Here is an 18,759-nt window from a genome sequence, read left to right as displayed (position 1 = left end):
TGCGCGGCGGCGGGGCCTGGGTCGACCTGCGCGGCGGCGGGGCCCGCGTGGATCGGTGCGCGGCCCGGTCGGGCGGCGCTGGCTATCCTTGGCGCTTGTGCCAGAGGGACACACGATCCACCGCCTGGCGGCCCGGCACGCCGAGCTGTTCGCCGGGGACAAGGTGCACGCCGCCAGCCCGCAGGGTCGCTTCGCCGATGGCGCGGCCCGGCTCTCCGGCATCGTGTTGGAGGGCACCGAGGCGTACGGCAAGCACCTGCTACACCACTACGCCGGTGAGCTGACCCTGCACGTGCACCTCGGGTTGTACGGCAAGTTCACCGACGGGTCGGGGGAGCCGCCCGAGCCCGTCGGTCAGGTGCGCTTGCGGCTGGCCAGCGATCGACACTGGCTGGACCTGCGGGGGCCCACCGCCTGCGAGCTGATCACCCCACCCGAGGTGGCCGCACTGCGGGACCGCCTCGGACCGGATCCGCTGCGTGCCGACGCCGACCCGGAGCGGGCGTACCGGAGGATCTCGCGTAGCCCGACACCCCTCGCGGCGCTGCTGCTCGACCAGTCGGTGGTGGCCGGCACCGGGTTGATCTTCGTGACCGAGGCGCTGTTCCGGGCCGGACTGCCCCCGACGATGCCCGGCCGCCGGCTGGGACGCGCCAGCTGGGACGCGCTCTGGACCGACCTGGTCGGGCTGATGCGGCTCGCGGTCGCGCACGGCCGGATCGACACCGTGCGGGACGCGCACCTGCCGGAGGCGATGGGCCGGGCGGCCCGGGTCGACCGGCACGGTGGCGAGGTGTACGTCTACCGCCGCCCCGGCGCGCCCTGCCACGTCTGCGGCACCGAGGTCAGCCGCGGTGAGCTGGCCGGGCGCAACCTCTACTGGTGCCGTACCTGCCAGGCCGGTTGATCCGCCGAAGCCGGCCCCGCAGTGCGCTTGATCGTGCTGCAACGGGGTTGCCGGCCCCCGCCCCGCGCTTGATCGTGCTGCAACAAGGTTGTAGTGGCCTCCCGGCGCGCGGATACCACTACAACAATGATCGAGCACGATCATGGGCTGGCCGCCCGGGATCGAGCCCAGCGTGCGTCACTGCCCGTCGAGCAGCCAGCGGACCACCTCGATCTGGTGCGGAAAGACGCCGTCGTCGGCGACGCTCCAGGCCAGCGTGTGCCCGATCGTCCAACCCCACACCCGCTCCCGGTCCAGTCCGAGGTCGGCGCTGAGCCGGCGCAGCCGGTGCCGGACGGCGGCCGGTGAGTGGCCCAGCTCCGGACCACGCACCATCGACACGACCGAGAACTCGCGTTCGCCGGTCAGCGGCTTCGGGTCGATCGCCAGCCACGGTTCCCGGTCGGCGGCGAGCACGTTGTCGGCGTGCAGGTCCTGGTTGACGAGCACCTGCTCGCCCTGGCTCGACACCAGAGCGGTGAGCAGGGCGAGCGCCGCGTCCAGCAGCCGCCGCTCGTACGGGCGGCCGGCCCGCTCCCAGGCCCGGGGCATCCGGTCGATCCAGCCGGCGGCCTCCTCGGCGAGCGGGGTGAACGGTGTGCCAGCGGGTCGCCAGAGCCGGGGGAGCAGCCCGGTCACCACGTCCAGCGCCCGGTCCATCGGCAACTCGTGCAGCGGACTGCCGGGCCGGCAGCGCTCTACAAGCAGGGCGCGTCGTTCCGGATCGTGTGCGAGCAGCCGGATCGCTCCGTCGCCGTCCCAGTGGGCCAGCGCGTCGGCCTCGTGCCGGCTGTCGTCGTCCGGGTACTGGAGCTTCAGCACCGCAGCCGTGCCGTCCGGTAGGTCCGCCGGGAGCGCCAGCGAGGCGTGGGCCTGTCGGAAGGGTGGGCCGAGTCGCAGCGACCACCGCTCGGCGCACTCCGCCAGCCGCGTCGGGAGGGTGGCGAGCCAGGCCCGACCGGCCGGTGTTGCGCCTACCCAGTCGAGGCCCTCGGGCAGCTCCATCCGGCCATCCTGGTGCAGGGCGTTCACACGCTCGTCCACAGTGGCTAGCGTATGGCCCGTGGAGATCGGCGTGAACGTCCCGAACTTTGGCCCGGGCACCGACCCCGACGTGCTGCGACGGTGGGCGCAGACGGTCGAGGGCCTCGGGTTCGACCTGCTGATGGTCTCCGACCACATCGCGGTGACTCCGGACGTGGCCCAGCAGTACCCGACGCCGTTCTACGAGCCGTTCACCACGTTGTCCTGGCTGGCCGGGATGACCCGCCGGGTCCGGCTGGGCACCACGGTGCTTATCGTCCCGTACCGGCACCCGCTGCTCACCGCCCGGATGGCGGCGAACCTCAACCGGCTCAGCGGCGGCCGGCTCGTCCTCGGGGTCGGGGTCGGCTGGGCCCGGCAGGAGTTCGAGGCGCTCGGCGTGCCGTTCCAACGGCGCGGCGCGTTGACCGACGACCATCTGCGCGCGATGCGCGACGCCTGGCAGGACACCGACGACTACGACAGCCCGGCGATCCCGATCTGGGTCGGCGGCAACAGCGACGCGGGCATGCGTCGCGCCGTTCGACTCGGCGACGCGTGGCATCCGCTGCGTCTCACGCCCGGCGACCTCGCGGACGCGGCCGGGCGCCTCGGCGCCGTCGCCGACGAGCTGGGCCTTCCCGCGCCGGCGCTGGTGCCGCGCATCGCGCTGCAGGAGACCCGCGATCCGGTCACCGCCCCGGACCGGCTCGCCGGTGTCGGCACCATCGAGCAGATCATCGCCGACCTCGACCAGATCCGGCTGCTCGGCGCGGAGGCGGTGGTGCTCGACCCGTTCAACGGTGACCTGGCCGAGATCCGCCAACCGGAACGCGCCTGGCGGACCCTCGCGGCCGTGGCCGCGTACGCCAAGACCCAGGAGGTTCGATGACGCCCGACGACGAGAGGTTTCTCCGCCGTGCCGTGGAGATCGCCAGCCAGGCGGGGGCTGCCGGCGAGCGGCCGTTCGGTTCGTTGCTTGTCGGCGCGGACGGCGCGGTCCTGATCGAGGACCACAACACGGTGGTCTCCGACTCGGACATCACCGCCCATCCGGAGCTCAAGCTGGCCCGCTGGGCCGCCCGGGAACTCGCGCCCGACGTGGCCGCCGGCACCACCATGTTCACCAGTTGCCAGCCCTGCCCGATGTGCGCGACGGCGATCGACCGCTCCGGGCTCGGGCGTGTGGTGTACGCCCTGTCCGGCGAGCAGTTCGAGGAGGTCAAGCCGGCCACCCCGCCGCTGCCTCCGGTCCGCTACGAGGGGCCGGCGCTGTTCGACGAGGCGCGTCAGCCGATCGACAACTACTACTGACCGGACCGGTGAGGGCCGCCGTCGCGGCTCAGTCGGGCTTCGGCCGGGAGCGCAGATGTGCCATCTGGGCGTGGCTCAGGTCGTGTGCGCGCGCCAGGTGGCGGGTGATCACCTCAAGCTCCTCGTCGGTGTGGTCGTCGAGGATCGCCTGCCAGGACTGGCCGAGGTCGTCCCAGACCGCCGTGACCCGGTCGACGCGCTCCGGCACGGGGCTGACCAGCACCCGGCGGCGGTCCTCCCGGTCGGGCGTGCGTTCCACGTAGCCACCGCGTTCCAGTCGGTCGACCAGGCGGGTGGCCGAGCCCGTGGTCAGGCCGGTCATCTCGGCGATCTCTCGCACCGTGCGCGGACCCGGCGCCGCGGTGAGCAGGCTCAGGAACTGCACGTCGGTCGGGTGGAGGCCGAGGTGGTCGGCGATGGCCTGGTTGAACAGCACGTACGAGGCCAGATAGCGACGGGACGCCGTCGACAGCTCCTCGTACAGCCGGGCCCGACGCGGTGGGGTCACCCACATCACCTCCGAATTAGTTGCGCGACGCAGCGATTCTTCCTAATCTGCTGCGTGGCGCAGTTAATGCGTCACGCAGCTATCTTACCTCAGGAGGACTCATGCTCACCGTTGCCGTCAGCGGAGCCACCGGAGCGCAGGGCGGGGCCACGGCCCGCGCCCTGCTGAAGGCCGGCCACCGGGTACGCGCGCTCACCCGCCAACCCACCTCCCCGGCCGCCGACGTCCTGCGCGACCTCGGCACCGAGGTGCGCCGAGCCGACTTCGGCGACCGCGCCTCCCTGGACGCCGCGCTCGCCGGAGCCGACTCGCTGTTCGCGGTCACCACCCCGTTCGGCACCGACCTGGCCACCGAGGTCCGGCACGGCAGAGCCCTCGTCGACGCCGCGGCGACCGCTGGCCTCGACCACATCGTGCTGACCACTGTCGCGCACGCCGACCGGGGCACCGGCGTCCCGCACTACGAGAGCAAGAGCCTTGTCGAACGGCACCTGCGCGAATCCGGCGTGCCGTGGACGGTCGTCGCGCCGGCGGCGTTCATGGACAACTACGCCAGCGGCTGGACCCTCGACGGCCTGCGCGAGGGCGTCTTCGCGTGGCCGATGCCCGCCGACCAGCCGCTCGCCCTCATTCCGGCGGTCGACATCGGCGCGTTCGCCGCGCTCGTCCTGGAAAGCGCCGACGAGTTCGCCGGCCGTCGGATCGACATCGCCTCCGATCAGCGCACTCCCGCGGAGATGGCCGAGATCCTCGCCGGTGTCATCGGCTCCGAGATCAACCATCGGCGGGTGCCCCTGGACCGCGTCCGACAGTGGTCCACCGACCTGGCGGCGATGTTCGCGTACTTCACAGATGTCGGCCTGCACCTCGACGTCGCCGGACTGCGTCGCGACTACCCGGAGGTCGGCTGGCACGGCTTCGCCGGCTGGGCCGCCGCCCAGGACTGGACCACGCTGCTGTCCACCGCGCCCCGCGACCACGCGTCGTCCACGTCCTGACGAGGGCCGCCGCCCCCGCTCAGGACGTGTTGCGGACGCGTGCGCGCCAAAGGTCGTCCTGCGCGCCTGCCTTCTGCCAGAGGTGCGCGACGCCGTCCGGGCCGAGGTCGTCGAGGGGTACGAGGAAGTGCGTGGACAGCGTTCGGGCGAACTCGTCGACGTCGGTGATCGTCTGCGGGCTGCTGGTGTCGGCGCCCAGCCGGCGCAGAGTCCGGGACAGCAGGATCAGGGTCTCGCCGGCGATCGGCCGGGCGGCCATGAGCGTGGTGACGTACGCCGAGGTCGGGGACGTGGACATGTCCCGGGAGCGGGCCGCGAAGTCGGCGATGTCCCGTGGCCGCAGGCGGAAGTCGTAGGAGGCGATGGTGCCGCCGGGGTGGTGGTGGAAGCGCCAGGTGTCCGGGTCGAGCCGCTCGAGCCGGTAGGTCAGGTGTCCCCGCACGTGTGCACCCTCCCGCAACGGCAACGGCTGGACGAACCCGTCGCCGATGCCGGCGTCGGCCAGCCAGCGCCGATCGCCGAGGTCGACCAGGAGCGCGTTGTGGTTGCCCCACATCGCCTCGCCTCGGGTCGCGCGCAGCACCGCGGCCTCCACCATGGTCACCTGGAAGCCGGCCAGACGCAGCAGCATGGCCAGGCCGGCGTTCTGCTCGTAGCAGTAACCGCCGCGTCGGCGCCGCACGAGCTTGTCGAAGAGCGACTCCGCGTCGAGGGCGATCGGCCGGCCGAGCTGGATGTCGAGATTCTCGTACGGCACGGTCTGCCGCCAGGCCTGATGCAGGGCGAACAGCGTCTCCACATCGGCTGCCACGCGCCCGTGGTGCCCGATTCGGTGCAGCGTCTGAGCCAGTTCGGTGGTCATCGGCGGACTCCTAAGTGATAGTTGTTCCTCCACTTGCGAAGTGTAAGTGAAAGACTTCCATCCGTATACTGGCTGGGTGAAGAACGAGAGCCCTCGGCTCCGGGCCGACGCCAGGCACAACCGCGAGCAGATCATCGAGGCCGCCCGCGCGCTCATCGCCGAGCGGGGCGTCGACGTGCCGATGGAGGAGGTGGCCCGCCGTGCCGGTGTCGGGGCCGCCACCCTCTATCGCCGCTTTCCCGACCGTGAGGCTCTGGTGCGCGGGGTGGCACTTGACGGCTTCGACCGTGTGGTCGCCATCGCGCGCGATGCCGAGGACGAGGAGCCGGACGCGTGGCGTGCGCTGGCACGCTTCGTCCGCCGGGCCGCCGCCGAGTTGCGGCTGGCCACCTGGCTGTCGATCTGGTTCACCAGCACCTGGGAGCAACTGCACGCCGAGCCCGAGGAGCAGCGGCTGCGTCAAGCCCTGCTGAAGATCCTCGACCGGCTCGTCCGCCGTGCCCAGGCCGACGGTGATCTGCGTCGCGACGTGGACGCCGGCGACCTGACCCTCATGATGGCGCTGCTGCTGCGGCCGTTGCCCGGCCTGCGCGCCGAACTCACCCAACGCAGCGTGGACCGCTTCCTGATCCTCATGCTCGAGGGTCTGCGTGCCGGCCCGGACATCCAAGACCTTCCCCCTGCCGAGATCGGCCTGACCGACCTCGGGGGCGCCTGATGGATTGTGGGGGTCAGCCAGCGTGGCGGGCCGGAATTGACAGTCGGCCGGCTGTCGGAGCAGGGTTGAGGTGTGACAACGATGTCAACGGGCAAACGGGAGGAAAACGCTCATGATCCTTCGTTGCGCCTGCGGCGTGAGGCCGTACCGTTGACGGTTTTGCGGCGCGGACCCGGTCCGTCCGCCGATCCTGGCCGTATGTCCCTTTCCTACCCGACGGTGACCAGCTGAGATGACCGACGTGCCCCGACCCGACGCCACCCCGACCCCGGCTCCCGCAGGGTCACCCGACCTACCCGACCTGGACGACTTCCTCGCCGACCAGACCCGCACGCTGCTCGACACGGCCCGCCGCGCGGTCCGGGCCGAGGGCGGCTTCTGGTGGCTGACCGACGACCGCACCCCGGACCGTGGCGAACCGGTGTACACCTGGATCACCTGCCGGATGACCCACGTGGCAGCCCTCGCCCACCTGGGCGGCGACCCGGACGCCGCCGCCCTTGTCGACCACGGAATCGCCGCGCTCGGCACCCTGCTGCGCGACGACCGGTACGGCGGCTGGTTCGGCGCGGTGGACCAGCAGGGGACGCCCGTCGACGACCGCAAGGCCGGCTACGACCACGCGTTCGTGCTGCTCGCCGCATCCAGCGCCGCGCGCGCCGGCCGGCCCGGCGCGGAGGAGTTGCTCGCCGACGTGCTGACCGTGGTACGCGACCGGTTCTGGGACGACGAGGTGGGCGCGGTCCGCGAATCGTGGAACCGGGACTGGACGGTCACCGAGGACTACCGCGGCGCGAACAGCAGCATGCACATGGTCGAGGCGTTCCTCGCCGCTGCCGCCGCCACCGGCGACGCGAACTGGGCCGACCGCGCCCTGCGGATCGCCTACCACCTGGTGCACACCGAGGCCGCCCGGCACGACTGGCGGCTGCCCGAGCACTTCACCGCCGACTGGACACCGCAGCTCGACTACAACCAGGACCAGCCCGCCGACCAGTTCCGGCCGTACGGCTCGACGATGGGCCACTGGTTGGAATGGGCCCGGCTGCTGCTGGAGTTGGAGGCGGTCCTGCCGCATCCGCCCCGCTGGCTGCTCACCGACGCCCGTCACCTGTTCGCCGCCGCGGTACGCCGGGGCTGGGCCGTGGACGGCGCCGACGGTTTCGTCTACACGATCGACTGGAACGACCGGCCGGTGGTGCGCTCCCGGATGCACTGGGTGCTCGCCGAGGCCGTCGGGGCGGCGGTGACCCTGCACCGCCGCACCGGCGACGACGTCTACGCCGACTGGTACCGCGCCTTCTGGGCGTACGCGCGCCGCTACCTGGTCGACGGCACCGGCTGGCGGCACGAGTTGGACGCGCGGAACCTGCCCGCCGACACGGTCTGGCACGGTCGGCCGGACGTCTACCACGCGTACCAGGCGGTGCTGCTGTCCCGCTCGGCCACCGGGCTCGGTGGCCCCGGCCCGCTCGCGCCGGGCGAGGTGACCGCATGATCGTGGTCGCGGGTGAGGCGCTCATCGACCTGGTGGTCACCGCCGACGGGGAGCGGGCCGTGCCGGGTGGCTCCCCGGCGAACGTGGCCGTCACCCTGGCCCGGCTCGACCAGCCGGTGCGGCTGCTGGCCCGGCTCGGCGCCGACGAGTACGGTCGGCAGCTCGCCGCGCACCTCGGCGCCAACCGGGTGGAGTTGGACTGGGCGGTCCGCGCCCCGGAGCCCACCTCGGTGGCGGTGGCGACGTTGGACGCCAACGGGCAGGCCAGCTACGAGTTCCGGCTGGCGGGCACCGCAGACTGGCAGTGGACGCCGGAGGAGTTGCCCGACCTGACCGGGTCGCCGGCGACCGCGCTGCACACCGGGTCCCTCGCGCTCGCGCTGGCGCCCGGAGCGCAGGTGCTGGAAGACCTGCTCACCCGCGAACACCGCCGGAACGGGCTCACCGTCTCGATCGACCTCAACCTGCGGCCGAGCATCGTCACCGACCGGGCGGCCGAGCAGGCCAGGGTACGACGCCAGGTGCCCCTCGCGAACCTGGTGAAGGCCAGCGACGAGGACCTGGCCTGGCTCTACCCGGACCGATCGGTGGGCGACGTACTGGCCGAGTGGCGCGACGCCGGGGTGTCCTGCGCGCTGGTGACCCGGGGTGGCGAGGGCGTCTGGCTGCTCGCCCCGAACGGATCGCTGTACGAGCAACCGGCGGTACGCACCACAGTGGTCGACACCGTCGGGGCCGGTGACTCGTTCACCGGCGGTCTGCTGGCCGCGCTGGCCGACCTCGACGCGCTCGGCGACCGGCCGGCCGACCGGCTCGCCGGGGTGACCGAGCAGCAGTGGGACGCGGTGCTCCGACAGGCCGCGACGGTGGCCGCGCTGACCTGCGCCCGCCAAGGCGCCGACCCGCCCCGCAAAGCAGAAGTCCAAGCCCTCCTCACCCCAACCCCGTAACCCCTGCCCCCACCCTGCCCCGCGATCTTGCACTTTCTGCGGTGATGAACCGCCCTATCTAGGGCGAAACGACAACCGAAAGTGCAAGATCGCGGGGGCGGGGGCGGGGGCGGGGCGAGGGCGGGGCGGGGCGGGGCGGGGCGGGTTAGGTTAGGCCTCGTTTGAGGAGTTTGGTGGGGAGGACCGTGGTGGACGGCGGGGTGTCGTCGTCGCCGGCGATTCGCTGGAACAGCCGCTCGGTGGCTACCCGGGCCAGCTCTCGGGTGTCGTAGGCGACCACGGTCAGCGGCCGGGGCATCAGGTGGGACAGTTCGAAGTCGTCGAAGCCGACAAGCGCGGCGGCACTGCCCCGGCGGTGCAGCTCCTGGAGCGCGCCGACGGTGAGCCGGTTGTTGGCGCAGAAGAAGGCCGTCGGCGGGTCCGCCCGGTCGAGCAGCGCGGCGACCGCCCGCCCGGCCTCCTCGGGCGCGATGAGCCGCTCGCAGATCAGCGAATCGTCCGCGTCGACCCCGGCCCCGGCCAGCGCCGCCCGCGCCCCGGCCAGTCGTTCGCGCATCGTGGGCACGCTCGGCGCGCCGAGCAGCAGGCCGATCCGGCGGTGCCCCTGGTCGAGCAACGCGCCGACACCGGCGTGGCTGCCGCCCCGGTTGTCCAACAACACGGCGTCGGCGTGCAGCCCCTGCGGCGGCCGGTCCAGGAACACCACGGGCATCCCCAGCTCCACCTCGCGCCTCAGGAACGAGTGGTCGAGGCCCGCCGGCACCACGAGCAGCCCGTCGACCCGACGCTGGGTGAAGTCCTGGAGCAGGGCGCGTTCCCGCTCCGGATCCTCCTCCGACGAGGCGGTGATCAGCATCGTGCCGTGGGCGGCGGCGATCTCGGCAGCGACGCTGGCGATCGTCGCGTAGAACGGGTTGGCGATCTCCTCGATGAGCAGCCCCACCGTGGCGTTGAGCTGCCGGGACCGCAGGTTGCGGGCGATGTCGTTGCGCCGGAAACCCAGCTCGGCGATGGCCGCCAGCACCCGGTTGACCAGCTCCTGACCCACCGGCTCGTCGTTGACCACCCGGGAGACCGTCTTCAGGCTGACCCCGGCGTGCCGGGCCACGTCGACCATCGTCGGGCGCCGACGCGTCGTCGGCCGGGTCGGAGTCTGGGTCACGGGTGGTCCTCCACGGCGGGCACCGGTCAGCGGTCGAGGGCAGCGAGCGCGTCGACCGCCTTCCGGGCGGCGACGAGCACCGGATCCCACACCGGCGCGTACGGCGGAGCGTAGCCCAGGTCCAGTGATGTCATATCGTCCACCGTCATGCCGTTCCAGAGTGCCACGGCAAGCGTGTCGATCCGTTTGGCCGCCTCGGACCAGCCGACGATCTGCGCGCCGAGCAACCGGCCGCTGGGCCGTTCGGCGATCAACTTGACGGTCATCGGCCGGGCGCCGGGGTAGTAGCCGGCCCGGTTCGTCGACTCGGCGACCACCGAGACGAAGTCGAACCCGGCCAGGGTGGCCTCCCGCTCCCGCAGGCCGGTGCGCCCCACCTCCAGGTCGCAGACCTTCGTCACGGCCGTGCCGATCACGCCGGCGAAGGTGGCGTACCCACCGCCGATGTTGATCCCGGCCGCGCGGCCCTGCTTGTTGGCGTGCGTGCCCAGTGGCACGTGCACAGGCATCCCGCTGACCCGGTGCAACGTCTCCACGCAGTCGCCCGCCGCCCAGACGCCGGACAACCCGGCCACCCGCATCCGGCGGTCCACCCGGATTCCTCCGGTCGGCCCGATCGGGAAACCGGCAGCCTCGGCGAGCGCGGTGTTGGGGCGTACTCCCAGGCCCAGGACCACGACGTCGGCCGGGATCGGCCCCTCGGCCGTGACCACCGCGGACACCCGGCCGTCCCGCTGGTCCAGGCCGGTCACCGGCAGGCCGGTACGGATCGTGACACCCACGTCGCGCATCGCGGCGGCGACCAGCTCGGCCATGTCGCCGTCGACGGTCGCCATGGGCTGTGAGCCCGCCTCGATCAGGGTCACCGACAGGCCGCGCAGGATCAGCGCCTCGGCCATCTCGACGCCGATGTAGCCGCCGCCGACCACCACGGCCCGGCCCGGCCGCGGCTCGGCGTCCAGCCACTCGCGCAGCGCCGCCCCGTCGTCGAGGGTCTGCATGCCGAACACGCCGCCCGCGTCGGTGGCCGCCCAGGGCGGTTGCACCGGCACCGCGCCGGTGGCGTACATCAGGTCGTCGAAGCGCTCGCGGACCTCGCCGCCGCCTTCCAGGTCCCGGGCGACCACCTCGCGGCGGTCCAGGTCGATGGCCGTGACCTCGTGGCGCAGCCGGACGTCCATCGCGTACTTCGTGCGGAACGTCTCCGGGTCCCGGGCGATCAACGCCTCCGGGCCGTCCACCAGACCACTGATCCAGTACGGGATGCCGCACGCCGAGTAGGAGGTGAAGTGGCCCCGCTCGAAGACCACGATCTCCAGGTCGTCGCGGTCGCGGCGGCGTCGGGCCTGGGACGCCGCCGACATGCCGGCGGCGTCCCCGCCGATGACGATCAGCCGTTGCGCCACGGCCTCATCCTGTCACGTCGTGATCAGCCGCGGGTCTGTCGTGCGACGTCCTGCACCACGTCGGTGAGTCGGCCGGTGCGCTCGTACACCGCGCGCTGCCGGGCCGCGCCGCTGCCGTGCCGACGCAACCCACCCAGCAGGTCGGTGACCTCGGCCCAGTCGCCGTGCTGCTCCAGCGCCGGCCGCAGCCGCTCGACGAACCGGTCCAGCAGCTCCCAGGCCGGGCGCACCTCGCCGGTGGTGACGTCGACGGCGTCGCCTTCCAGGCCGTCGTGCGCGGCGCGCCAGTGTGCGCCGACCAGCAGGTGGTGGTCGGTCTGCAACGCCGGCCGGCCGGCCTCGACATCGGCCATCGCGGTGGCCACCAGGGCCCGCACCAGGGCGGCGACCAGCACCGCGTCGTCCACCGACGGGCAGACGTCGCCGATCCGCAGCTCCACCGTCGGGTACTTCGCCGACAGGCGGGCGTACCAGTAGAGCATCCCCTCGTCGAGCATCACCCCACTGGAGATCAACTGACGGATCAGCCGTTGGTAGTGCTCGTGCGACTCCAGCCACGGCGTCGGCGCCACCGAGGGCCAGCGCTCCCACTCCACCGAGCGCCAACTCGCGTAACCGGTGTCCTCGCCCCGGGAGAACGGGGAGTTGGTGGTCATCGCGTGCAGCATCGGCAGCCAGGGGCGTACGTGGTTGAGCACCTGCACACCGGTCTCCGGATCGGGGACACCGACGTGCACGTGCATGCCGTTGTTGCCCGGACCCGGGACGAGCAGCCGGAACCGCTCGATCATCCGGTCGAAGCGGGGCTTGTCCACCACCGGCGGCACCGGACCGTCCACCGGACCCGTGCCGATGGCGAGTAGGCGTACGCCGGCCCGCTCGGCGGCGTCGGAGAGTGCCCGCCGCAGTACGCCGAGGGAGTGCCTGATCGACGAAAGCTCGAGGCCGGGCGGACTGCCGATCTCGATCTGACTGGTCTGGAACTCCCGCTCCACCTGCCCGCGAAGTTCGGCCGGCACCTGCTCCATGACCAGGTCGACGGCCGGGACCGCGGCCCCGGTGTGCGGGTCGACGAGCAGGAACTCCTCCTCGACACCCACGGTGAGCAATCCGGTCGCCCCAGCCATCTCGCTGGGCGCCTCCGCCACCTGACCGGTCATCGACACCACCGTCCGTTCCTACCGTTCGCGGTCCATCCGCGTCGGTGCCCTGTCTGGTTACCCAACGTGGCGACACCGGGAAACGTGGCGTGGCTTGCCGTGCCCGGGCGTGCCGCCGGTTTCGGCGAGACGACGTGACAGCGGGTCCTATGCTGAGCCCGTGCCGGTGCCACTGGGGTTTGTCGGGGTCGCGTGGATGGTCGCGTTCGCCCAGCTCACCCTGCTCGCCGGCCGTCCGACCGACCTGCTCGCGGGTGCCGCGCTGACCGCCCTGGTGCTGCTCGCCGTGGTGCTCGCGGCGCGGGTGCTCGGCAGATCGGGCACGCCCGGCACCGGGCCGCGGTGGGCCGGGCTGCGAGCCCGGTCCCGTGGTCGCCGAATGCCCCGGCAGATCGACCCGGACGCCGCCGGTCGCCCTCGCCCCCGTGCACCGGGACACCCCTCGGCCGCGTAGCGCCACGCCGCCGCGCGGCCGATCCCGCCGTCACCGGTCCCCCTGTCGAGCGTCGCTCGTGCTGTCTGCCGTCGCTCGGGGGAGGACCCCACCGGAATCGGACCCGAGGGGTTGTCCATGCTTGCCTTCGCACCACTTCACGACGTCGTCGGCGCTGCCGGCACGGCACTGTCCTGGCTCACCGACCTGCTCGCACCGCTCGCCGGCGGCATGGCGACCGCCGCCGCCATCGTGCTGTTCACCATCGCCGTCCGGCTGTTGATCTCGCCGCTCACCGTCGCGCAGGTCCGCGGCGAGCGGCGCCGCGCGGCGCTCGCCCCGCAGGTGCGCGACCTCCAGCGGCGGTACGCCGACGACCCGGCGGCGCTTCAGCGCGAGGTGTTCGCGCTGTACCGGGAGGCCGGCGCCAACCCGATCACCGGCTGCCTGCCGTTGCTGCTCCAGGCGCCGTTCCTGCTCGTGCTCTACCGGCTGTTCAGCACCAACGAGGGCGGCACCGGGCTGCTCGACGAGCGGCTCGCCGGGGTGCCGCTGGGCCACCACCTCACCGACGGTGTGACCGGGGCGGCCGGCCCGCTCTTCGCCGTACTGCTGGCAGTGCTGGTCGCGGTGGCCTGGTGGTCGTCGCGGCGGGCACGGCGTGCGTCGGCGGCCGTCGGCACGGTGGCCGGTACGCCCACCGAGGGGCCGGGGGCGGCCGTGCTCGGGCGGCTGCTGCCCCTGCTGCCGTTCACGACTGTGCTGGTGGCGCTGGTGCTGCCGCTCGCCGCGGTCATCTATCTCGTGACCACGAGCGTGTGGTCGGCGGTCGAGCAGGCGATCCTCCGCCGGCCGCAGGCCGTGGCGGCGCCAGCCGACAGGTAAGACGCGGATCAGCGACCGGCGGTCACCGACCGCCGGTCGTCGCGCTCCCGACGCTTGCGAACCTTGCGGATCACCCAACTGGCGACCATCACCACGAAGACCGCGCCGATCGCGTAGTTGAACCAGTCGCTGTAGCGCGCCACGTCCTGCCAACGGCTCCCGAGCCCGTAGCCGGCCCCGACGATCAGACCGTTCCACACGCCGCTGCCGATCGTGGTGAACAGGATGAACTCGCCCAGCGGCATCCGGTTGGCCCCGGCCGGAACGGAGACCAGACTGCGGACCACCGGCACCACCCGACCGATCAGCACCGCCCACCGGCCGTGCCGCTCGAACCACTTGTCGGCCCTCTCCAGGTCGTCGCTGTCGACGAGCGGGATGCGGTCCAACCACCGCTTGAGCCGCTCCTCGCCGAGCGCCGCGCCGAGCCAGTACAGCACCAGCGCGCCGACGAGCGAGCCGACCGTCGCGGCAAGCATCACGAGCAGGACGTTGAACTGGCCCTCATGGGCCAGGAAGCCGGCGAGCGCCAACACGATCTCGCTGGGAATGGGCGGGACGATGCTCTCCAACGCCACCAACAGCGCCACGCCCACCGGGCCCATCACCTCGATCACCGAGGCCACCCAACCGGTCAACCCGGTGAACTCGGCCGGGTCGCCACTCTGGGCGTACGCCATGGGTCGTCCTTCCGGTCGGCTGTCGGGGATCAGAAGGTCTTACCCGGTAAGGCGATTGCTACACCTCGGGGTGCAGCGCGGTGTCCGCCGGCCCCTGCCGCCAGCCGGTGAACACCACGGTCAGACCGGCGCGCGACGGCGCACAGCAGAACGGCCCGGCCACCGCCTCGGCCGCCGGATCCAGCGGGGTGAGCCGGACCAGTCGCCACGGCTCGTCGTCGGCGCGGGCGCGGACGGTCAGCGCGTCACCGGCCCGGCTGACCCGGACGGTCACCTCCCGGCCCGCCCACTGCGGCACCGGCGCCACCGACCAGTCGGAGAACTCCCGGGTCACCACCGCGCCGACCTGCGCCTCACCGTCGCTGATCTCGACGCCGGCCTTGGTCCAGGTCCGCTCGTCGACACGGACGAACGCACCGGCCTGGTCGAACTGCTCCGCGAAGTCGAGCCGGAAACTCACCTCCATGGCGGTGCCCACCGGCAGTGGGGCCAGCAGCGCCGGGCCGTTGTCGTGGACGAACCCGTAGCTGGTCCGCCGCCAGAAGTCGCTCTCCGCCGCCGGCTCGACGACGAACTGGCCGGTCGGGCCCTCCTCGACGCGTACGGGCGGGTGCAGCCACCGGCCCGCAGACCAGTCCAACGGTTCGCTCGGCGGTACGAGGTCGTTTCCCATGACAGGCACGATAGCCAAGGGTTTGCCGCGGTGATCGAACGGAGATGTTCCTCCGGCATGGGTGACCGTTGGTATTCCGAAGCCGTCGTCTACTGCCTCGACATCGACACGTACGCCGACTCCGACGGCGACGGGGTCGGTGACATCCGTGGGCTCATCGGGAGGCTCGACTACCTGGCCCGGCTCGGCGTGACCTGCCTGTGGCTGCACCCGATCCACCCGTCGCCCAACCGCGACGACGGCTACGACGCCACCGACTTCTACAACGTGGACCCGCGCTTCGGCACCCTCGGCGACTTCGCCGAGCTGCTGCACCAGGCCCAGAACCGGGGCATCCGGGTGATCATCGACCTGGTGGTCAACCACACCTCCGACGAGCACCCGTGGTTCCAGTCCGCCCGGTCCTCGCCGGACTCGCCGTACCGCGACTGGTACGTCTGGTCCGACACCGAGCCGGCCGACCGGCACCAGGGCATGGTCTTCCCGGGTGAGCAGGACGAGACCTGGAGCTACGACCGGACCGCCAAGGCGTGGTTCTACCACCGGTTCTACAAGTTCCAGCCGGACCTCAACTTCGCCAACCCGCAGGTCCGGGCCGAGATCAAGAAGATCATGTCGTTCTGGCTCCAGCTCGGCGTCTCCGGCTTCCGGATGGACGCGGTGCCGTTCATCATCGAGCTGACCGAGCCGGGCAACCCGAACTCCCCGAAGGACTTCGAGTTCCTCACCGAGATGCGCCAGCACGTGCAGTGGCGTCGCGGCGACGCCGTCCTGCTGGCCGAGGCGAACGTCGAACCGGACCAACTGCCGACGTTCTTCGGCGACACCAGCGGGTCGGGCAACCGGATCCACATGCTCTTCGACTTCATGCTCAACGGGCGACTCATGCTCTCCCTGGCCCGGCAGGACCCGGAGCAGTTGATCGACGCGTTGCACGACACCCCGAAACTGCCCGTCGGTGGGCAGTGGGCCACCTTCCTGCGCAACCACGACGAGATCGACCTGTCCCGGCTGACGACCGAACAGCGCAACCAGGTGTACGCGGAGTTCGGCCCGGACGAGAACATGCGCATCTACGACCGGGGCATCCGTCGCCGGCTCGCCCCGATGCTCGGCAACGACCGACGGCGCATCGAGCTGGCGTACGCGCTGCAGTTCTCCATGCGCGGCACGCCCGTGCTGCGCTACGGCGAGGAGATCGGGATGGGCGAGGACCTGTCGCTGCGCGGTCGGGACGCGATCCGTACCCCGATGCAGTGGTCGTACAAGCCGAACGCCGGCTTCTCCACGGCGGACCCGGAGAAGCTGATCCGCCCGGTGATCGACAAGGGTGAGTTCGGCTACCAGAACATCAACGTCACCGCCCAGCGCAGCGACCCGAAGTCGCTGCTCGCCTGGTTCGAGCGCATGATCCGTACGCTGCGGGAGGCTCCGGAGATCGGCTCCGGCTCGACCACCCACATCGACGTGCCGGTGCCGCCCGGCGTGCTGACGCACCGGGCGGACGGGCCCACCGGGACCATGGTCTTCGTGCACAACCTGGGCACCGACGACGTCGAGGTGGACCTGAGCAGTCTCGAACCGGAGGCCGACATGCCGATCGACGTGCTCACCGACCGTGGCTACGGCGAGTTGGGCAAGCTGGGCGCGGTGAAGGTCTCCGGCCACGGATACCGGTGGATTCGCCTATGCCGGGGGCCGGCCTGTTGACGTTAAGCTCCTCCGATCGACCCCACGTTACCGGGAGGTAATCATGTCGGAGGAGCCCCGCGTCGCCATCGTCACCGGAGCCGCACGCGGTATCGGCGCGGCCACCGCCCGGCGGCTGGCCGCCGACGGAATGGCCGTCGCCGTGGTCGACATCGAGGAGACAGCCACCAAGGAGACGGTGGACGCCATCGCCGCCGCCGGCGGCCGAGCGCTCGGAGTCGGCGCCGACGTGTCCGACCGGGACCAGGTCGAGGCGGCGGTGGCCCGGGTCGCGGCGGAGCTGGGCGCGCCCGCCGTGCTCGTCAACAACGCCGGTGTGCTCCGCGACAACCTGCTGTTCAAGATGACGAACGCCGACTGGGACACGGTGATGGGGGTGCACCTGCGGGGCGCGTTCCTGTTCAGCCAGGCCGCCCAGAAGCACATGGTGGACCGGAAGTGGGGGCGGATCGTCAACCTCTCCAGCACCTCCGCGCTGGGCAACCGGGGCCAGGCGAACTACGCCGCCGCCAAGGCCGGCCTCCAGGGCTTCACGAAGACGCTCGCCATCGAGTTGGGGCCGTTCGGGGTGACAGTCAACGCGGTCGCGCCCGGCTTCATCGTCACCGACATGACCGCTGCCACCGCCGCCCGGATGAAGGTCGACTTCGAGGACTTCAAGAAGCACGCGGCGTCCGAGATCCCGGTGCGTCGACCGGGGTTCCCGGAGGACGTCTCGCACACCATCTCGTTCCTGGCGAGCGAGGGTGCCGGCTTCGTCTCCGGTCAGGTCATCTACGTCGCCGGCGGGCCCCGGGACTGACACGTCCCGACGAGGGCGCTCCTTCGGGAAGGGGTGCCCTCGTCGCCGCTGGCCGCTGTCGTTGCCGCTGGCCGCTGCCGTCGCCGCTGCCCGCTGCCGCGGGTGGCGGGTGGCGGGTGAGCCCGCGACGGTCCGTTCTTTCAGGCGGGGGCGCGACGGGTGCGCCAGAGCCAGATCAGGCCGAGCACCGGCAACACAAGCGGGATGTAGCCGTACCCGCTGCCGAACTGCGACCAGACCGTCTCGTCCGGGAACAGCTCCTTGTCGACGAGGCTCAGGATGCCGACCGCGACCACCCCTACCAACTCCACGGAACAGCAGGCCAGCGCGACCCGTCGGCCGGTGTGCCCGGCCCGGGCCAACCCCACCGCCGCCACGATGTAGATGAGCGCCGCCACCCCGGAGAGCAGGTACGCCACCGGGGCCTCGTCGAACTTGGTGGCGAGTTGCAGACCGGCCCGGCTTGTCGCCGCGATGGCGAAGAGCAGGTAGACCGCGATCAGCAGCCGACCGGGGCCGGCGTTCGTGGCGCGTCCGGCCGGTCGTGTCTCAACCACCGAGCACCTCCCAGGTCTGCTGCAACCGGACCACCACCACCGGGGCCACCAGGCAGACCGCGCAGACGATCGCCGAACCCCAACGGGTCGGCTCCATCCGGGCCAGCACCCAGGCCAACGGCGGCAGACACACGAGCGTGACCAGATAACCGAAGAAGGCACCGGGCTCACCGGGCCGCTCGCCGCCGCCGACCGCGACCAGGGCCAGCACGCTCAACACGAGCAATGCCACTTCGAGTACGCCAAGGCCGATGAACTGCACCCGGTCCGGTGGCCGTTGGCGTACCGCGGCCACCAGCGCCCACACCGCGACGAGCAGCGACAGCACGATCGACACCGTCGCGACGATGCCGTCCACCGGCGAGTCGGCGCTCACGCTCGCCACCGGACCTGCCCGGTCGTCGTTGCCTCGGTCACCGGCACAGCCTACTAACCGTCGTAGTAATCAAGTGACCCCACCTCGCCGCGTTCGGC

At 71.9% G+C, this 18,759-nt stretch carries 21 protein-coding genes; 11 read left to right on the top strand and 10 right to left on the bottom strand.

Going from position 1 to position 18,759, the window contains the following annotated elements; all coding sequences use genetic code 11:
* Positions 1–97: 97 nt before the first annotated feature.
* Positions 98–907: an Fpg/Nei family DNA glycosylase gene (locus ACPXBU_RS17390; protein WP_425758829.1), complete on the top strand. Its 810-nt coding sequence runs from the start codon at positions 98–100 to the stop codon at positions 905–907.
* A 177-nt stretch (positions 908–1,084) separates the two neighbouring features.
* On the opposite strand, the gene ACPXBU_RS17385 is transcribed toward ACPXBU_RS17390, so the two are convergent.
* Positions 1,085–1,990: an aminoglycoside phosphotransferase family protein gene (locus ACPXBU_RS17385; protein ID WP_425758828.1), complete on the bottom strand. Its 906-nt coding sequence runs from the start codon at positions 1,988–1,990 to the stop codon at positions 1,085–1,087.
* Positions 1,991–2,009: 19 nt separating this feature from the next.
* Here ACPXBU_RS17385 and ACPXBU_RS17380 point away from each other — a divergent pair, with 19 nt between their 5' ends.
* Both ACPXBU_RS17380 and ACPXBU_RS17375 read left to right on the top strand, forming a co-directional pair.
* A complete protein-coding gene (locus ACPXBU_RS17380) occupies positions 2,010–2,861 on the top strand; it encodes an LLM class flavin-dependent oxidoreductase (protein ID WP_393371834.1) in 852 nt (283 codons plus the stop codon).
* A complete protein-coding gene (locus ACPXBU_RS17375) occupies positions 2,858–3,283 on the top strand; it encodes a nucleoside deaminase (protein ID WP_425758827.1) in 426 nt (141 codons plus the stop codon). Before ACPXBU_RS17380 ends, ACPXBU_RS17375 begins: the two co-directional genes overlap by 4 nt.
* Positions 3,284–3,311: 28 nt before the next feature.
* Here the strand turns inward: ACPXBU_RS17375 and ACPXBU_RS17370 are convergent, their stop codons facing one another.
* Positions 3,312–3,791 carry a MarR family winged helix-turn-helix transcriptional regulator gene (locus ACPXBU_RS17370; protein ID WP_425758826.1) on the bottom strand — a complete coding sequence of 160 codons (480 nt, stop codon included), beginning with the start codon at positions 3,789–3,791 and terminating at the stop codon, positions 3,312–3,314.
* A 101-nt stretch (positions 3,792–3,892) separates the two neighbouring features.
* Between ACPXBU_RS17370 and ACPXBU_RS17365 the strand changes: the two genes are divergently transcribed.
* Positions 3,893–4,789: an NmrA/HSCARG family protein gene (locus ACPXBU_RS17365; RefSeq protein ID WP_425758825.1), complete on the top strand. Its 897-nt coding sequence runs from the start codon at positions 3,893–3,895 to the stop codon at positions 4,787–4,789.
* 19 nt (positions 4,790–4,808) lie between these two features.
* Here the strand turns inward: ACPXBU_RS17365 and ACPXBU_RS17360 are convergent, their stop codons facing one another.
* Complete coding sequence (locus ACPXBU_RS17360; protein ID WP_425758824.1) at positions 4,809–5,651, bottom strand: arylamine N-acetyltransferase family protein; 843 nt, start codon at positions 5,649–5,651, stop codon at positions 4,809–4,811.
* Positions 5,652–5,727: 76 nt separating this feature from the next.
* On the opposite strand from ACPXBU_RS17360, the gene ACPXBU_RS17355 reads away from it, so the two are divergent.
* The 3 genes from ACPXBU_RS17355 to ACPXBU_RS17345 all read left to right on the top strand — a co-directional run bounded on the left by ACPXBU_RS17355 (position 5,728) and on the right by ACPXBU_RS17345 (position 8,817).
* Positions 5,728–6,369, top strand: coding sequence for a TetR/AcrR family transcriptional regulator (locus ACPXBU_RS17355; protein ID WP_425758823.1), 642 nt, complete (start codon positions 5,728–5,730; stop codon positions 6,367–6,369).
* Between the two features lie 232 nt (positions 6,370–6,601).
* A complete protein-coding gene (locus ACPXBU_RS17350) occupies positions 6,602–7,867 on the top strand; it encodes an AGE family epimerase/isomerase (protein WP_425758822.1) in 1,266 nt (421 codons plus the stop codon).
* Entirely contained in the window at positions 7,864–8,817 is a 954-nt protein-coding gene (locus tag ACPXBU_RS17345) for a carbohydrate kinase family protein (RefSeq protein WP_425758821.1), read from the top strand. Before ACPXBU_RS17350 ends, ACPXBU_RS17345 begins: the two co-directional genes overlap by 4 nt.
* 145 nt (positions 8,818–8,962) lie before the next feature.
* On the opposite strand, the gene ACPXBU_RS17340 is transcribed toward ACPXBU_RS17345, so the two are convergent.
* From ACPXBU_RS17340 to ACPXBU_RS17330, 3 genes are all read right to left on the bottom strand, one after another.
* Positions 8,963–9,934 carry a LacI family DNA-binding transcriptional regulator gene (locus ACPXBU_RS17340; protein WP_393372418.1) on the bottom strand — a complete coding sequence of 324 codons (972 nt, stop codon included), beginning with the start codon at positions 9,932–9,934 and terminating at the stop codon, positions 8,963–8,965.
* Between the two features lie 71 nt (positions 9,935–10,005).
* On the bottom strand, positions 10,006–11,385 hold the full coding sequence (locus ACPXBU_RS17335; protein ID WP_425758820.1) for an FAD-dependent oxidoreductase: 1,380 nt from the start codon (positions 11,383–11,385) through the stop codon (positions 10,006–10,008).
* Between the two features lie 23 nt (positions 11,386–11,408).
* A complete protein-coding gene (locus ACPXBU_RS17330; RefSeq protein ID WP_393371811.1) occupies positions 11,409–12,545 on the bottom strand; it encodes a carboxylate-amine ligase in 1,137 nt (378 codons plus the stop codon).
* A 160-nt stretch (positions 12,546–12,705) separates the two neighbouring features.
* On the opposite strand from ACPXBU_RS17330, the gene ACPXBU_RS17325 reads away from it, so the two are divergent.
* Together ACPXBU_RS17325 and ACPXBU_RS17320 are read left to right on the top strand one after the other, a co-directional pair.
* Entirely contained in the window at positions 12,706–12,999 is a 294-nt protein-coding gene (locus ACPXBU_RS17325) for a DUF6412 domain-containing protein (protein ID WP_357246498.1), read from the top strand.
* A 117-nt stretch (positions 13,000–13,116) separates the two neighbouring features.
* A complete protein-coding gene (locus ACPXBU_RS17320; protein WP_393371808.1) occupies positions 13,117–13,863 on the top strand; it encodes a YidC/Oxa1 family membrane protein insertase in 747 nt (248 codons plus the stop codon).
* An 8-nt stretch (positions 13,864–13,871) separates the two neighbouring features.
* Here the strand turns inward: ACPXBU_RS17320 and ACPXBU_RS17315 are convergent, their stop codons facing one another.
* Together ACPXBU_RS17315 and ACPXBU_RS17310 are read right to left on the bottom strand one after the other, a co-directional pair.
* Entirely contained in the window at positions 13,872–14,543 is a 672-nt protein-coding gene (locus ACPXBU_RS17315; RefSeq protein ID WP_393371806.1) for a DedA family protein, read from the bottom strand.
* Between the two features lie 58 nt (positions 14,544–14,601).
* On the bottom strand, positions 14,602–15,216 hold the full coding sequence (locus ACPXBU_RS17310; RefSeq protein WP_425758819.1) for a DUF1349 domain-containing protein: 615 nt from the start codon (positions 15,214–15,216) through the stop codon (positions 14,602–14,604).
* Positions 15,217–15,273: 57 nt separating this feature from the next.
* Here ACPXBU_RS17310 and ACPXBU_RS17305 point away from each other — a divergent pair, with 57 nt between their 5' ends.
* Both ACPXBU_RS17305 and fabG read left to right on the top strand, forming a co-directional pair.
* Complete coding sequence (locus tag ACPXBU_RS17305) at positions 15,274–16,926, top strand: alpha-amylase family protein (RefSeq protein WP_393371800.1); 1,653 nt, start codon at positions 15,274–15,276, stop codon at positions 16,924–16,926.
* Between the two features lie 43 nt (positions 16,927–16,969).
* Positions 16,970–17,728: a 3-oxoacyl-ACP reductase FabG gene (gene fabG / locus ACPXBU_RS17300; RefSeq protein WP_425758818.1), complete on the top strand. Its 759-nt coding sequence runs from the start codon at positions 16,970–16,972 to the stop codon at positions 17,726–17,728.
* Positions 17,729–17,868: 140 nt separating this feature from the next.
* Here fabG and ACPXBU_RS17295 read toward each other — a convergent pair whose 3' ends face one another.
* Entirely contained in the window at positions 17,869–18,285 is a 417-nt protein-coding gene (locus tag ACPXBU_RS17295; RefSeq protein WP_393371795.1) for a hypothetical protein, read from the bottom strand.
* Positions 18,278–18,670 (bottom strand): hypothetical protein, encoded by a 393-nt coding sequence (locus tag ACPXBU_RS17290; protein WP_393371792.1) that lies wholly within the window; start codon positions 18,668–18,670, stop codon positions 18,278–18,280. Before ACPXBU_RS17290 ends, ACPXBU_RS17295 begins: the two co-directional genes overlap by 8 nt.
* Positions 18,671–18,759 lie beyond the last annotated feature (89 nt).

Origin of the sequence: Micromonospora sp. DT231, assembly GCF_049847025.1 — a bacterium.
GTDB lineage: Bacteria > Actinomycetota > Actinomycetes > Mycobacteriales > Micromonosporaceae > Micromonospora.
The sequence above is the reverse complement of the archived record's forward strand: the minus strand, read 5'-3'. Positions and strand labels throughout refer to the sequence as shown.